This is a genomic window from Acinetobacter albensis (assembly GCF_900095025.1).
Taxonomy (GTDB): Bacteria; Pseudomonadota; Gammaproteobacteria; order Pseudomonadales; family Moraxellaceae; genus Acinetobacter; species Acinetobacter albensis.
Window position 1 is genome coordinate 134,020 of record NZ_FMBK01000008.1, and the last position, 13,708, is coordinate 147,727.

The 13,708-nt window shown below is 39.5% G+C and carries 13 protein-coding genes and 2 tRNA genes; 8 read left to right on the forward strand and 7 right to left on the reverse strand.

The annotated features are described in order from the left end of the window. Positions 1-36 precede the first annotated feature (36 nt). The 3 genes from GA0116959_RS08195 to ssb all read left to right on the forward strand — a co-directional run bounded on the left by GA0116959_RS08195 (position 37) and on the right by ssb (position 3,260). Complete coding sequence (locus GA0116959_RS08195) at positions 37-1,122, forward strand: DUF475 domain-containing protein (protein ID WP_092720118.1); 1,086 nt, start codon at positions 37-39, stop codon at positions 1,120-1,122. Between the two features lie 149 nt (positions 1,123-1,271). After that, the gene (locus tag GA0116959_RS08200) at positions 1,272-2,636 is read left to right on the forward strand and encodes an MFS transporter (RefSeq protein ID WP_053579295.1); all 1,365 of its coding nucleotides are present in this window, start codon (positions 1,272-1,274) and stop codon (positions 2,634-2,636) included. Between the two features lie 51 nt (positions 2,637-2,687). Further along, positions 2,688-3,260, forward strand: a complete 573-nt coding sequence (gene ssb, locus GA0116959_RS08205; protein ID WP_092720120.1) for a single-stranded DNA-binding protein — start codon at positions 2,688-2,690, stop codon at positions 3,258-3,260. Positions 3,261-3,391: 131 nt separating this feature from the next. On the opposite strand, the gene GA0116959_RS08210 is transcribed toward ssb, so the two are convergent. Further along, on the reverse strand, positions 3,392-3,727 hold the full coding sequence (locus GA0116959_RS08210; protein WP_092720122.1) for a hypothetical protein: 336 nt from the start codon (positions 3,725-3,727) through the stop codon (positions 3,392-3,394). A gap of 220 nt (positions 3,728-3,947) precedes the next feature. Between GA0116959_RS08210 and ahpC the strand changes: the two genes are divergently transcribed. The 4 genes from ahpC (at position 3,948) to GA0116959_RS08230 (ending at position 7,930) form a co-directional block, all read left to right on the forward strand. Beyond that, positions 3,948-4,511, forward strand: coding sequence for an alkyl hydroperoxide reductase subunit C (ahpC, locus tag GA0116959_RS08215; protein WP_092720123.1), 564 nt, complete (start codon positions 3,948-3,950; stop codon positions 4,509-4,511). Positions 4,512-4,698: 187 nt separating this feature from the next. Next, positions 4,699-5,574 carry a pirin family protein gene (locus GA0116959_RS08220; RefSeq protein ID WP_092720125.1) on the forward strand — a complete coding sequence of 292 codons (876 nt, stop codon included), beginning with the start codon at positions 4,699-4,701 and terminating at the stop codon, positions 5,572-5,574. A gap of 221 nt (positions 5,575-5,795) precedes the next feature. Next, entirely contained in the window at positions 5,796-7,094 is a 1,299-nt protein-coding gene (locus tag GA0116959_RS08225; RefSeq protein WP_141684228.1) for an FAD-dependent oxidoreductase, read from the forward strand. Positions 7,095-7,099: 5 nt separating this feature from the next. Next, positions 7,100-7,930, forward strand: a complete 831-nt coding sequence (locus tag GA0116959_RS08230) for an SAM-dependent methyltransferase (RefSeq protein ID WP_092720127.1) — start codon at positions 7,100-7,102, stop codon at positions 7,928-7,930. 77 nt (positions 7,931-8,007) lie between these two features. Here GA0116959_RS08230 and GA0116959_RS08235 read toward each other — a convergent pair. The 5 genes from GA0116959_RS08235 to GA0116959_RS08255 all read right to left on the reverse strand — a co-directional run bounded on the left by GA0116959_RS08235 (position 8,008) and on the right by GA0116959_RS08255 (position 10,702). Continuing rightward, positions 8,008-8,083, reverse strand: a tRNA-Thr gene (locus GA0116959_RS08235). A gap of 133 nt (positions 8,084-8,216) precedes the next feature. Then, complete coding sequence (locus GA0116959_RS08240) at positions 8,217-8,444, reverse strand: hypothetical protein (protein WP_053579318.1); 228 nt, start codon at positions 8,442-8,444, stop codon at positions 8,217-8,219. 313 nt (positions 8,445-8,757) lie between these two features. Continuing rightward, positions 8,758-9,816: an asparaginase gene (locus GA0116959_RS08245; protein ID WP_081405753.1), complete on the reverse strand. Its 1,059-nt coding sequence runs from the start codon at positions 9,814-9,816 to the stop codon at positions 8,758-8,760. Between the two features lie 271 nt (positions 9,817-10,087). Next, on the reverse strand, positions 10,088-10,198 hold the full coding sequence (locus GA0116959_RS08250; protein WP_092720130.1) for a hypothetical protein: 111 nt from the start codon (positions 10,196-10,198) through the stop codon (positions 10,088-10,090). 414 nt (positions 10,199-10,612) lie between these two features. Beyond that, positions 10,613-10,702 (reverse strand) — tRNA-Ser (locus GA0116959_RS08255). Positions 10,703-10,824: 122 nt separating this feature from the next. On the opposite strand from GA0116959_RS08255, the gene GA0116959_RS08260 reads away from it, so the two are divergent. Then, the gene (locus GA0116959_RS08260; protein WP_053579323.1) at positions 10,825-12,705 is read left to right on the forward strand and encodes a potassium transporter Kup; all 1,881 of its coding nucleotides are present in this window, start codon (positions 10,825-10,827) and stop codon (positions 12,703-12,705) included. A 90-nt stretch (positions 12,706-12,795) separates the two neighbouring features. Here GA0116959_RS08260 and GA0116959_RS08265 read toward each other — a convergent pair whose 3' ends face one another. Beyond that, positions 12,796-13,536: a hypothetical protein gene (locus tag GA0116959_RS08265; protein ID WP_092720132.1), complete on the reverse strand. Its 741-nt coding sequence runs from the start codon at positions 13,534-13,536 to the stop codon at positions 12,796-12,798. Positions 13,537-13,708: the final 172 nt, after the last annotated feature.

A 13,708-nucleotide genomic window follows, 5' to 3' on the forward strand; every position in this document is an offset into this window, starting at 1 on the left:
CACTCGATATCAATATTTTCTATAGGTCGATCCACCATGATGAAACATTTTGGTTTCTCAATCTTTTTTACGATCGTGTGTTTGGCTATTTCTGCCTACTGGGGCTACAGCCATGGACCAGAAGCAGGAATAAAAACCATGCTTACGGCACTCACGATCACCACTATTTTAGCGGTGATGGAAGTGTCACTTTCTTTTGACAATGCTGTCGTTAATGCTTCAGTTCTCCGCGGTTGGGATCATTTTTGGAAAATGATTTTCTTAACTGTCGGTATTGTGATTGCGGTATTTGGGATGCGTTTGGTCTTCCCTATTGTGATTGTCGCAGTAACTGCTGACATGGGTATGCTAGACGTCGTAAAAATGGCGTTGAATAATCCAATTGAATATTCAGCAAAACTCATGGCACATCATGCAGAAATTGCAGCTTTTGGTGGTTCATTCTTACTTTTGGTCTTCTTAAATTTTTTCTTGGATGCAGAAAAAGATACCCATTGGTTCCGATGGTTAGAGCGCCGTTTGTCGAATTTAGCAAATGTACCCGCAATGTCGGTATTTTTGGCGTTGGTTGCGTTATTAATCATGGCATCTAATGTACCTGATGCTTCACGTTTGGTCGTAACCATGGCGGGAATTTGGGGGATTGTGGTTTACATTGGGGTGCAAGTACTGAGTCATTTATTGGGCGGAGAGCCTGAAGTTGATGAACAGGGTAATGCAGTAGGTCATGATGCAAATGGTGCGCCGACAGGGGTGATTAAAGCAGGTATTGGCGGCTTTATTTATCTTGAAGTCTTGGATGCCTCATTTAGTTTTGATGGTGTCATTGGAGCATTCGCGATTACCTCTGACGTCGTGATCATTATGCTGGGTTTAGCGATTGGTGCGATGTTTGTGCGTTCTATGACAATTTACTTGGTAGAACAAGGCACATTGGATGCTTATATTTTCCTTGAACATGGCGCACATTATGCGATTGGCGCACTTGCTTTCATTATGATTGCCAGTGGTGCAGGTCTGCATATACCTGAAGTTGTTACAGGTTTAATTGGGGTGGCATTTATTGTTTGGGCAGTGATTGCGTCTATTCAATATAGTAAGCGTCAAGAACACCTCGATTAATGGTCATTTAAGAAAAATAGATACAATAGCGGGCACATGAAAATGTGCCCTTTTTTATACAACCCTGACTTGGAATAAATCAGCATCTGGTCTTTGAATGTTGTAGCATAGACCATCCAAATGAAACCCATCCAGCTAAGCTAATTAATATGATGAATGCTTTAGAACGCCGTTCAACCTTTGCCTTAAGCAGTATTTTTGCACTGCGTATGCTGGGCTTGTTCATGATTATTCCCGTATTTTCCGTGGCAGGGCAGTCATATCAAGGTGCAACGCCCGCTTTGATTGGTTTAGCTGTAGGCGTGTATGGTTTAACCCAAGCGATTTTACAAATTCCTTTTAGTTTGCTTGCTGACCGATTTAGTCGTAAGCCCTTGGTGATTATTGGGTTATTGTTATTTGCCTTGGGTGGTGCAGTTGCGGCAATGTCCGAAACCATTTATGGGGTGATTATTGGTCGTGCAATTGCAGGAGGTGGTGCAGTTTCTGCAGTGGTGATGGCACTTTTGGCTGACGTGACCCGTGAAGAACAACGCAGTAAAGCTATGGCGATTATGGGCATGAGTATTGGTGTGTCCTTTATGCTGGCTTTTAGTCTTGGCCCTTGGCTTACCAGTCTAGTCGGTATTTCAGGTCTATTTTGGGTGACCACGATTATGGGCTTGGCTGCAATTTCGATGCTGTTTTTAGTTCCTAAAATAACCCGTCATCATAAAAATTATCAGCAAGGCTATCTTCAACAACTTAAACAAGTCCTCAAAATGGGTGATTTAAACCGTCTACATATTTCGGTTTTTGCCTTACATTTATTATTAACCGCCATGTTTATTTATATGCCATCGCAGTTGATTCAAGTGGCAGATATTCCTTTAGCCAGTCATGGTTGGGTGTATTTGCCTTTATTGATTATTAGTTTATTTTTTGCATTTCCCAGTATTATTTTGGCTGAAAAATATCGACAAATGCGCGGTATTTTTCTGACTGCAATTGCTGGCATTGTTTTAGGTTTGCTGGTTCTTATTTTTGGCTTTGAATCAAAATATATTTTACTGCTGGGTTTAGGTCTATTTTTTGTGGCCTTTAATGTTATGGAAGCTTTGCTGCCTTCTTGGTTGTCCAAATCTGCACCCATTCAATCTAAAGCCACCGCGATGGGCGTAAATGCCAGTAGCCAGTTTTTAGGGGCTTTTTTTGGCGGCATGATTGGCGGACAGCTTCTGTTGTTGAATAATACCTCAATGGGGTGGGGCATTTTAACGGCAATTGCTGTGCTGTGGTTATTGATCAGTTTTGGTTTGGTACAACCGCGTTACCTTTCATCGCTCGTTTTGGCCTTACCCGAGAGTAAACAAACAGATGAATGGACTTCTCAACTTTTAGCAATTCGTGGTATTGAAGAAGTTGTGGTAATGCCCGATCAGCAATTTGCTTATGTTAAAATTGATAAACAGCTCATAGATGAAGCTGCGCGACAAGATTTAACGCAGTTGTTAGGTAAAGAGGTAGCCATTTAAGCATAACTCTTATAAAGTAAAACATAGTATAAAATAGGAAGAATACGTCTGATGCGTGGTGTTAATAAAGTCATTTTAGTGGGAACTTTAGGAAAAGATCCTGAAACCAAAACTTTTCCAAATGGTGGTTCTCTTACTCAGTTTTCAATTGCAACGAGCGATTCGTGGACAGATAAAAATACGGGTGAGCGCAAAGAACAGACGGAATGGCACCGTATTGTATTGCATAATCGCTTAGGTGAAATTGCACAACAATATCTACGTAAAGGTTCTAAAGTATATATTGAAGGTTCATTGCGTACACGCCAATGGACAGATCAAAGCGGTCAAGAGCGCTACACCACAGAAATTCGTGGTGAACAGATGCAAATGCTAGACAGCAACAACCGTCAGCAAAGTGAACAAAGTGCGGATAACGGCGGTTATAATCAACCTCGTTTTAATAATAATCAGGGTGGTGCAAACAACTCGGGTTATAACAACAACCAAACTAATCAAGGCGGTTTTAACAACAGTCAGCAAAGCGGTTATGCCAACAATAACCCAGCGGCTTTTCAGCCTAAGCCTCAATCAGCACCTGCGGCGACTGCGCCGAGTGACTTAGATGATGATTTACCATTCTGAGATACCCTAAAGATATAGTTTTGTTAAATTTTAATTGATTTGAAAAACGTTTTATATCCTCTAAACCCTTTGTGAAAACAAAGGGTTTTTTATGAGGTGTAGATTTTATGGTAATTCATCCATAGATTAAATCAGAAAACTCGAGAACTGAGCATATAGTGTTGAGTGACATGATTGAGGCTATCTAAAATCAGTGCTTTATCTTGAGTTTGAAGTGCCGTATTTAATTGTTGCATGTAGTTTAATAATTGAGTTTTCGCAGCCGTAGAAAATTCTGCTGTTACGGCTTGATCTTCGTAGAGTAAGACATAGTTTTTTGCAAAACCATAAATCAAAAACAAGGCGCTCTGTTCTAAAGCAGAATTTGCCATTTTGATGTGCTGCTCACACTGATTTTTAAGTTGTTTAAAACTGTCAGAGCCAGAAGGTAGGGCTTGGAATTGTTCAAAAAGAAACTGAAATGTCATTTTAATTATCCACTCAAAAACAAAATTTACAGAACAAGTAGATATTGGTCAACCTAAATTTGAATTGAGTTTAACGATGATAAAAAGCGGAATGATAGAAATATTAAATCTATTTTTTCAATTGTTTTTATTAAAAACTACGGTTTTACCAATGTTTAAAATTTTTGTATTCTCGTTTTACAACATAAGCAATCCCAGAAACGAGCTAGAGGAATTTATCATGAGTTTAATCAATACTGAAATCAAACCCTTTACTGCAACGGCCTATCAAAATGGTGAGTTCAAGGACATCTCTGAACAAAACTTTCAAGGTCAGTGGTCCGTGGTGTTTTTCTATCCTGCCGACTTTACCTTTGTGTGTCCAACAGAACTGGGTGATTTAGCGGACAATTATGCTGAATTCCAAAAAATGGGTGTAGAGATTTATTCAGTGTCAACGGATACTCATTTTACCCACAAGGCTTGGCATGATAGTTCAGACGAAATCAAAAAAATCCAATATCCAATGATTGGTGATCCAACATGGACTTTGGCAAAAAACTTTGAAGTACTGATTGAAGCAGAAGGTTTGGCTGACCGCGGTACTTTTGTCATTGATCCAGAAGGTAAAATCCAAATTATTGAAGTGAATGCTGGAGGGGTTGGCCGTGATGCACAAGAGTTGTTGCGTAAAGTAAAAGCAGCCCAATATGTGCATGCACACCCAGGTGAAGTGTGTCCAGCAAAATGGAAAGAAGGCGATGCTACTTTGGCCCCTTCAATTGATTTGATTGGAAAAATTTAATCTAACTTTTAAATTAATTTTTTTTAAAAATCCAGGACAATATGCCTGGATTTTTCATGGAATCAATACCTAAATGATGCATGACTATCCTATGGTTGGGACGCTGTATATCATAACTCAGCTAGGGTAAAGGCTTTAAAAAGATTAAAATAACCTCATATTATTTCCTAGTGATAGGAGCTGTGAAATGAAAAAAGTAGTGGGCATTTATCGTAATCAAAATATGCATTGGGTCGGAGACGGTTTTCCAGTTAAAAACCTGTTTTCTTATGACCGTTTAGGACAGGCGATTAGTCCTTTTTTGCTTTTGGATTATGCGGCGCCGTATCATTTTAGCCCAACCAGCACGCAGCGCGGTGTAGGTTCACATCCTCATCGTGGCTTCGAAACGGTCACTTTGGCTTATCAGGGTGCGGTGTCCCATAAAGACTCAAGTGGCGGTGGCGGTCAAATCAAGTCGGGTGATGTGCAGTGGATGACCGCAGGTGCAGGTTTAATGCATGAAGAGTTTCATGCGGAAGAATTTGCGCAACAAGGTGGTTTGCTTGAAATGGTGCAGTTTTGGGTGAATTTACCCGCCAAAGACAAAATGACTCCGCCAAAATATCAAGCGATTCAAGCCAAAGATATTCCTGTCATTCAGTTTGATGAGAATGCGGGTTATCTGCGTATCATTGCCGGTGAATATAGAGATCATCATGGCCCAGCCAGCACTTTTAGTGCTGTGAATGTTTGGGATGGTGAGTTAAAAGCAGGTCATTTGCATCCTCTTCATGTGCCTATTGATCATAATACTTTGCTGGTGGTGTTGTCTGGTGAACTATTAGTGAATGGAACGCAAAAGGTTCAAGACAGTTCTATTGTGCTGTTTGCTCAGGATGGAGAGTCTGATATTCAACTCGAAGCCACGACAGATAGCCAATTTGTCGTTTTGACCGGAGCACCGCTGAATGAACCTATTCAGGGTTATGGGCCATTTGTCATGAATACCAAAGATGAAATTGTGCAGGCCTTTAATGATTTTAATCAGGGCAAGTTCGGAGAAATTCCTGTTGCAGGATAATATCTCATTTCATTCTTGCTGTTGAATACATCAAAAGATATTCGTTGATGTAAGCTATACCAGTCAGTGGAGACATTGACTGGTATTTTTTTATTTAGAATTCATTTTTTTTGTCATGACTTTTGTTAAAAAGCTGGATTCTGGAATATTTTAATACCGCCTTTTAATTGGTCTTGGTTCATAATTTAATTAATATTATATGTAACTAACGGATAATAACTTTGGATATTGCAGTTATTGGTAGTGGCATGGCTGGGCTAGCTACCGCTAGAATTCTTAAGGATGCTGGACATAGCATCACCATTTTTGAAGCACTACCTGGGCGTGGTATGGATAGCCACAGCACTGAATTTGAAGATGGTTTAATTGATGCACCTTTACGGGTTATGAATCCGCATCTGTGGAAAAATACTTTAAGTTTGGCCACCTACTTGGGTATTCAAACGTTTCCAGTACGGACTTATATGGCCTGTAGCTGGTTATTTGAAGATCGTACTGAAACATGGTTAACCACTTCGCGTAGCCGTATTGGCAACTTTCCTATTATTAACAATCGTAAAGGGATTCAACAGTACGGTTGGCGTTTGGTTAAAGGTATGTTGCAACTGAAAACAGCCATCGCAAAATTTTTCAAATCAAAAGATCAAGACATTACCCTAGCCGAATTTATCAATCGTAATGATATTGAAGAAGTTTTTTGGCACGGTGCGGTTATGCCAGTGTTATATACCATTTGTACTTGTAATCCTAAAACCATAGGTGAGTGGCCTGCAAAACCGTTATTAATTTTCTTGCGCCAGTTAACCGATGGCGATGCTTTACTGCGTATTCAGGGTGGTACGCCAGCCTTAGTGGATAAACTAATTGAAGGCATAGAAATTCACAACGGAGCTGCGATTACCCAAGTTCAAGAACAAGAAGAAGGTGTTCTGGTTGCCAATGCAGCGGGTGAAAAACGCATTTTTGATCGTGTTATTGTCGCCACGCCAACCAATAAAATTGAAGATTTCTTAGATGCTCAACAATTTGCAGATGACATTGCGCTGTTGAAACAATTCAAATTTGAACAAGGCAAATTGGTGATTCATACTGATCAAACTGTGATGCCACCAAAGCGTAAAGATTGGGCGGTACTTAGTTATATGATGGATCGTAAGTTTACCCGTCAGCAGTTTACTGTGTGGTTAAACTCGGTTGAACCCAGCTTGGTTGGTAAAACAGCGGTTTTCCAAACATGGCAACCTGTAACTGATATTGATCCGAAGAAAGTCATTTCGACTGTGACTTTAACGCGTGCTGTGGTCGATTCACATACCGTAGCGCTCAATAAAGAATTGCAACAACGTCATAAAGACAGCAATCGTAAAGTTTTCTACTGTGGTTCATGGTCATGCGATGGCTTACCTATTTTAGAGTCAGCAGTGACTTCGGCCATGCATATTGCTGAAATTTTCAAAGCACCCTTGCCGTTTGTTGGATTAAAACCTAAAGTTGAAGTTGCCCCACAACTTGGCTACTAATCCTCATGCAATGGCTTCAAGCAATAACGCAGCAACTCTCCCAACATAAATATGCAATTAATGCAAAACAGTTAGGAGATCATGCTGAACTACCTTGGAGCAATTTGGGTTATTGGGATGATGCAACATCATCCTATCCAGAAGCTTGTCGTCAATTGGCAGATCATTTGGCGCAAGCGCTGCAACTTAGTTCACAAGATAAACTGCTCGATTTAGGCTGTGGGCAGGGTGCCAGTTTGCTGTTTTGGCAACAGTACTATCATATTGAATATATCGAAGCTGTTGAGTTGCAAACAGCCTGCGTGAATAAAATTCAAACCTATCTTCCACATATTCATGCCATTCATCGTCAGTCTTTTTTAAATTTAAATCAGATCTCTTTTAACAATCACTTTGATGTGGTGTTGTGTATTGATGCAGCCTATCACTCAAATTTAAATTCATTTCTTGATTCGGTAAATACTGTTTTAAATTCAAATGCTCGGTTGGGTTTTCATTATTTAATCTTAAGTGAAAAATGGTTCAAGCTAAGCTCTGGGCAAAAGCAAAAATATAAATGGCTATTAAAAGCTGCTGATATACATTTGGATTATTTAATGTCTCAATCAGAAGTGATAATAACCATACAAAACTATGGTTTCAAAGAGATTGAAATTGTTGATTTATCTTATGAGGTTTTACACGGATTTTCAGACTATATTCAGCAATCTCCCCAAAATACCTTAAATTTAGATGCAGTTAAAATTCAGATGACAGCAAAATTATGTCATACACTGTATACAGATGGTTTGATTCAATACGTGCAAATTTGTGCCCAAAAAAATCTGTCAGAATAATCAGGTTATTTTCATTATTTTTAATTGAACATTTAAAAACAACAAAGCCCCACGATTAAGTGAGGCTAAGTAAAACATGGTGCCGGCACACGGATTCGAACTGTGGACCTACTGATTACAAGTCAGTTGCTCTACCAACTGAGCTATGCCGGCGTTGTTGCGAGAATAATAGCGAATTTGGTTAAAAACGCAAGCCAAAAATTGAACAATTGAATTTTCTAGGCTTATTTTCATGCTATCTATTCTTAAAGTAGCACAATATTTTCGACGATAAGCATACGCAGAGTTATCTCTTTCTTAAAATTTGGTCTAAATCCTGTGCACATTCTTCTAGCGTTAAAGCCATATCAATTTGCATTTGAGGTTTAAGTTCATTGGCCAGTTTTCGCCATTGCTCGATTAATCGAATTGCTTTTTGAATTTTATGTTTGTTGATATCTTTGGCAAGTGTAGGGGTGTAGCCGCCACGTTTAGCATTTTTAATTTGTTTGACATAATTATTGCTGGTATTCATCTTTACTCCTAACTAGCAGTTTTTCGATGTGTTCAAATCACTTTTATATTTTGATTCAATGCCTTGTCCTATGATTGTTAGCATGCAAATATTACGGCTTGATGATATTTTTTCTGATTTTATTTCATCTTGAAATGATTAGATTTTTATAGAAATGATTTTTAAATTTATTTTTGACGTGTAGGTCGGGTTTCGATTTTTATTTTTCTGTTTGTTAAATAGCGGATAACAACATGCTATTGATATATTTTCTAAATTGATAAAAAAAGAAAGTATCCTCAGATACTTTCTTTCAATGAATCAGATTTGAACATTAATATTCCCAAAACATGCGCTGAATTTCTTTTGCATCTTTGGTTTTGGTCAGCGCAAGTGCCGCCAGTAATTTGGCTTTTTGAGGGTTTAAATCGTGTGCAACCACCCAATTGTATTTATCGTCTGGCTGTTCTGCATTTCTCAATACAAAACCTTGTGCAACACGTGAAGAGCGAATAATTTGTACGCCTTGTTTTTGCAGTTCATTTAAAGTTGGCACAATATTTTTTGCAACCGACCCATTGCCCGTACCTGCATGAATGATGGCTTTTGCACCTGCTTTGGCATAGGCTGTGTAGGCATCAGGAATCATATTGCCTGAACCATATACAATTTGAACCAAAGGCAGAGCATCTCCCTGAATATTTTCTATATTGAATTCAGATGCATTATTAAAGCGTTTGGCGACATTTCTAAACCAATAAGGTTTACCCTCGACCAATGTGCCTAAAGCGCCCCACTGACTCGCAAAACCATTGGTGTGGATATTAACGGCTTTCGTGACATCGCGTGCTGCAAAAATATCATCATTCATCAGCACAAATACACCTTTGCCCTTGGCATTATCAGCTGCTGCCAAAGCAACGGCACTGTATAAATTTAAAGGGCCATCAGCAGACAAGGCAGAAGGTGGGCGCATTGAACCGACCACGACAATAGGTTTATCTGTATGAACGGTCAAATTTAAGAAAAATGCAGTTTCTTCTAAAGTATCGGTACCATGCGTAATTACGACACCATTAATCTCTGGTTTTTTGACTAATTCATTTACTTTACGCGCAATGGTCAGTAGCTCTTTGTCTGTAATACTTTCAGATGCAACTTGAAGTGCTTGTACACCTGTGACATTGGCAAGATTTTGAATTTGAGGTACTGCTTTAAGTAAATCATCTACTGGAACTTTAGCAGCAGTATAGGTTGCGCTGTTGGTTGAACTGGCCCCTGCACCGGCAATGGTGCCACCTGTAGCGACCACAACGACATTATTTTTAGCAAAAGCTGAAAAGGGGAGTAATAAACCGAGGCTTAAGGTGAGGGCCGTAAGTGTGTTTTTCATCATTTTTCCTTATAGAAGTACTGTACATTCCAGCATTGTTTTGTACGTGCTATAAGCTAATATAAACAAGGGTAATTTGCCTATACCAAATTTAAAATGTGGTTTTTAAAATTGAAAATACTAGACTAATGTTTAATCTGGCGAAGAGAAAAAGTCGCTTAAAGCTATTGTATTGCTCGAATTTCATCTACTTAAATCAAATATTTTGTTTTAGATGTAAATGATGTCGGATTTTTGAGATGTCACCAAGATGAGGAGTACGATTAGACTTTTACAAAAGATATTCCCAGATAATATAACCTAAGCCAAATCCAATTAAAGAATAAAGTGTGATAATCAGAAATACAAAACTTGCTTTATTTTTCTTCTTTAAGGAATTCATTGAGATACTCACTCTTTAGCCAAAGTTAAACCCAAGCATCTGATTTCCATATACAAAAGTAGTTCACTTGTTTTAAAGGTGATTCATTCTTGTTATGAAATTTTATTGATTGAGGTTTTTAAATAAAATTTAGTATAAGCCTTGCACATCTGTATTAAAAAAAATTCATGCTTTCTACTATTTTTATTCATATTGATGTTTTTGCTGGTTTTATTGCAGCATCTTTAATCATTAAACGTTTCCCATAGAGATTTGAAAGGATCGAAATGGGTGTAATGGATTATACCCCCAGTTATACCCCCAACTATATCAAGATTGCAACAGATGAAGTCGATTGTGTTAGACGTAAAAAAGGCCTAAATCATTATAATTTAGGCCTTTTACTATTCCACTGGACATCGTTGGAATGAATCTTGGCGGTGAGAGAGGGATTCGAACCCTCGATACGCGCAAACGTATACACACTTTCCAGGCGTGCTCCTTAAGCCACTCGGACACCTCACCAATTGGCCGCGATAATAACGAAAAAAATCCACTCTGCCAAGTTGAAACAATTGATTTAGAGCAAAAGTTTTTTCTCGGTGATATGATGGCGAAAAAATAGTGTCTAAAAACGAAGACGATATATGCAAAGTCCTGCAAAAAAAGCTGCCTTACCTGTGATCACTCTCGCAGCATTGGGGGTGGTGTTCGGAGACATTGGTACCAGCCCATTGTATGCCCTTCGGCAATGTTTTCTCACCGCACATCTTGCGATTACAGAAGCTACAGTTCTTGGGATTTTATCACTGATTTTTTGGTGCATGATGCTCACGATCAGTTTTAAATACGTCACTATCATTATGCGTGCGGATAATAACGGTGAAGGCGGGATTATGTCATTGTTGGCATTAAACCTCAGAACATCGCGTATTGCCGAGAACAAAAAAATTTACCTCATCGCTTTGGGCTTTATTGGCGCATCTTTATTCTTTGGCGATGGGATTATCACACCAGCCATTTCTGTATTGTCAGCGATTGAAGGCTTAAGTATTGCAACGCCAATGTTTAATCAATGGTTAATGCCTTTAGCGATTGGTATTTTGGCTGGTTTGTTTCTGGTACAGCGACATGGCACAGCGACTATGGGGAAACTCTTTGGTCCGATTACCATGGTCTGGTTTTTGTCTATTGGCGCAGTGGGTTTATGGAGCATTATCCAAACACCTTTTGTACTGACAATGGTGAGTCCACATTGGGCCTTCAACTTTGTGGTTCATCAGCCTTATGTGGCTTTTCTTACCATGGGCGCGGTCATTTTGACCATGACTGGAGGAGAGGCTTTATATGCAGATATGGGACATTTTGGTCGGTTACCCATTCGTCTCGCATGGTTTATTGTCGTTTTGCCTTGTTTATTGATTAATTATGCAGGACAGGGTGCATTATTACTACGTAATCCAGAAGCGATTGCAAATCCATTTTATATGTTGGTTCCCGATTGGGCATTATTTCCCATGATTGGTTTGGCCACTGCTGCTGCTGTTATTGCCTCACAGGCTGTGATTACGGGCGTATTTTCAATGACCAATCAGGCGATTCAACTGCGCTATTTACCTCGTCTTACCGTGCATCACACTTCAGATGTCGAGCAAGGACAAATTTATTTGCCCTTCATTAATTGGGTGCTCTTTATCTCAGTGGTTATCCTGATTTTGTTATTCGAAAATAGTGCGAATTTGGCCAGTGCTTATGGTGTTGCTGTGACCATGACCATGCTATGCGGTACGATTTTGATTTCTTTTCTGGCGTATGGTTTTTGGCGTTGGCCTGTATGGAAGGTCTTATTGTTTGCCATACCATTTTTACTGCTAGATGCGATTTTTGTAGCGTCTACGTCACTCAAAATTCTAGCGGGTGGCTGGGTACCCATTTTAATTGGCGCAGCGGTTTATACCATTTTAATGACATGGAAAGCAGGTCGGGAAATTGTATTGGCTCGTTTAGAAAAAGATGCTTTACCGATTGATCTGTTTATTAGAAGTATAGGGATGAGCAATGAAACGCAATTTGTACCAGGCGCTGCAATCTTTTTGACGGGCACACCGAATATTGTGCCGCATGCGATGTTGCATAATATTAAACACAATAAAGTATTGCATGAGTTGAATATCATGGTGACAGTGATTACCCGTGATATTCCCTATGTGGCAGAAGAGGAACGGTTTGAAGTTGAGCAACTGGATCAGCGTTTCTATCGTATTTCGATGTATTATGGATTTAAAGATCAGCCGAATATTCCCCTTGCACTTGAACGGGCGTATACACAATTAGGCTTTGAATTCGATATGATGCAAATGAGTTTCTTTATTTCTCGTGATCGATTGATTCATACCGTTGGAGATGGTTTATCACCATGGCGTGAAAAACTCTTTATTTCTATGCAACGCAATACCAGTCCAGTCAGTGATTTCTATCAAATTCCACCCAATCGTGTGGTCGAATTAGGCAGTCAAATTGAAATTTAGTGCTATATAAATAATCATTCAAATCCAACATAAAAAACCAAGGCAAAAGCCTTGGTTTTTTTCTGGAGGATGAAAGCCAACGGAGTGTGATTAGTTCTCAGTTGAGTCCGCCATAGGTACTTCTGGAGAAGCATTAACTGGTGCATCTGTATTGGGCATCTCAGGTGCTGCTTGTATTGCATCATTGGATTGATCTAATTCTGGCGCTGCTGCCAAGGCCTCAGTATCCATATTTATGTCCGCTTCATTGACTGGCGCTGCTGCAACAGCTTCAGCGGTGACATCAGTTTGCGTACCGTCTCCTGCATTCACTGGCGTTTGAGCAGATGACGAAAGCATCGGTGCGTTATTGGTACTTGGCATTGGTGCTTGTGTAGCCACTTCTTGACCTACAACCTGTTCAGCTTGTTGTGCAGCTAATTCAGCATCAGGCTGTATTGCTGGTGTGTTTTCAGGAGCAACAGCAGCGGCCTGTGCATGAGCAGGATCACTTGACTGGTCTAATGGCGGCTCAATCATTTGCGCTGTGCTATTTACATCCTGTTGTTCAGGTGTCGCTTGTTGCATAGGTGCTTGCATCGTTGAAGCTGGAGAAACTGCTTCTGAAGTGTTTTGAGTTGAAGCACTCGCTACTTGACTCGCATCGACAATGCGAATTTGACCACTTGCAACTAAGTCTTGAATTGAACCTGCTTGACCATTCACGGTGGTCATAACTTTCACTTTAGACAAACTTTCCAAAGTGTCGCCCGGCTGAATAGGGGGTTCTGCGAATGCAGTTGCACTCATAAGTCCAGTAATCAGACTTAAACCTAAAAGCTTAGAATGCATAAAATACTCCATTGAAATCATTATTTCGATTTTTTTCGTATTTTTACCTTGTCATAGTTTGGATGGGTTTCTCAATCAAATATACGTAAAACCCTTAAGACTATTCATAAAAGCTTTATCAAACGAGACATATTGTTACAACAGCTGATTTTTTGTTAAGCAACTATCGTTT

Coding starts and splice junctions, on each gene's coding strand:
- GA0116959_RS08250 (WP_092720130.1), bottom strand. CDS start 10,198: ATGAATTCCTTAAAGAAGAAAAATAAAGCAAGTTTTGTATTTCTGATT.
- GA0116959_RS08265 (WP_092720132.1), bottom strand. CDS start 13,536: ATGCATTCTAAGCTTTTAGGTTTAAGTCTGATTACTGGACTTATGAGT.
- GA0116959_RS08200 (WP_053579295.1), top strand. CDS start 1,272: ATGATGAATGCTTTAGAACGCCGTTCAACCTTTGCCTTAAGCAGTATT.
- GA0116959_RS08210 (WP_092720122.1), bottom strand. CDS start 3,727: ATGACATTTCAGTTTCTTTTTGAACAATTCCAAGCCCTACCTTCTGGC.
- GA0116959_RS08230 (WP_092720127.1), top strand. CDS start 7,100: ATGCAATGGCTTCAAGCAATAACGCAGCAACTCTCCCAACATAAATAT.
- GA0116959_RS08220 (WP_092720125.1), top strand. CDS start 4,699: ATGAAAAAAGTAGTGGGCATTTATCGTAATCAAAATATGCATTGGGTC.
- GA0116959_RS08195 (WP_092720118.1), top strand. CDS start 37: ATGATGAAACATTTTGGTTTCTCAATCTTTTTTACGATCGTGTGTTTG.
- GA0116959_RS08245 (WP_081405753.1), bottom strand. CDS start 9,816: ATGAAAAACACACTTACGGCCCTCACCTTAAGCCTCGGTTTATTACTC.
- GA0116959_RS08260 (WP_053579323.1), top strand. CDS start 10,825: ATGCAAAGTCCTGCAAAAAAAGCTGCCTTACCTGTGATCACTCTCGCA.
- ssb (WP_092720120.1), top strand. CDS start 2,688: ATGCGTGGTGTTAATAAAGTCATTTTAGTGGGAACTTTAGGAAAAGAT.
- ahpC (WP_092720123.1), top strand. CDS start 3,948: ATGAGTTTAATCAATACTGAAATCAAACCCTTTACTGCAACGGCCTAT.
- GA0116959_RS08240 (WP_053579318.1), bottom strand. CDS start 8,444: ATGAATACCAGCAATAATTATGTCAAACAAATTAAAAATGCTAAACGT.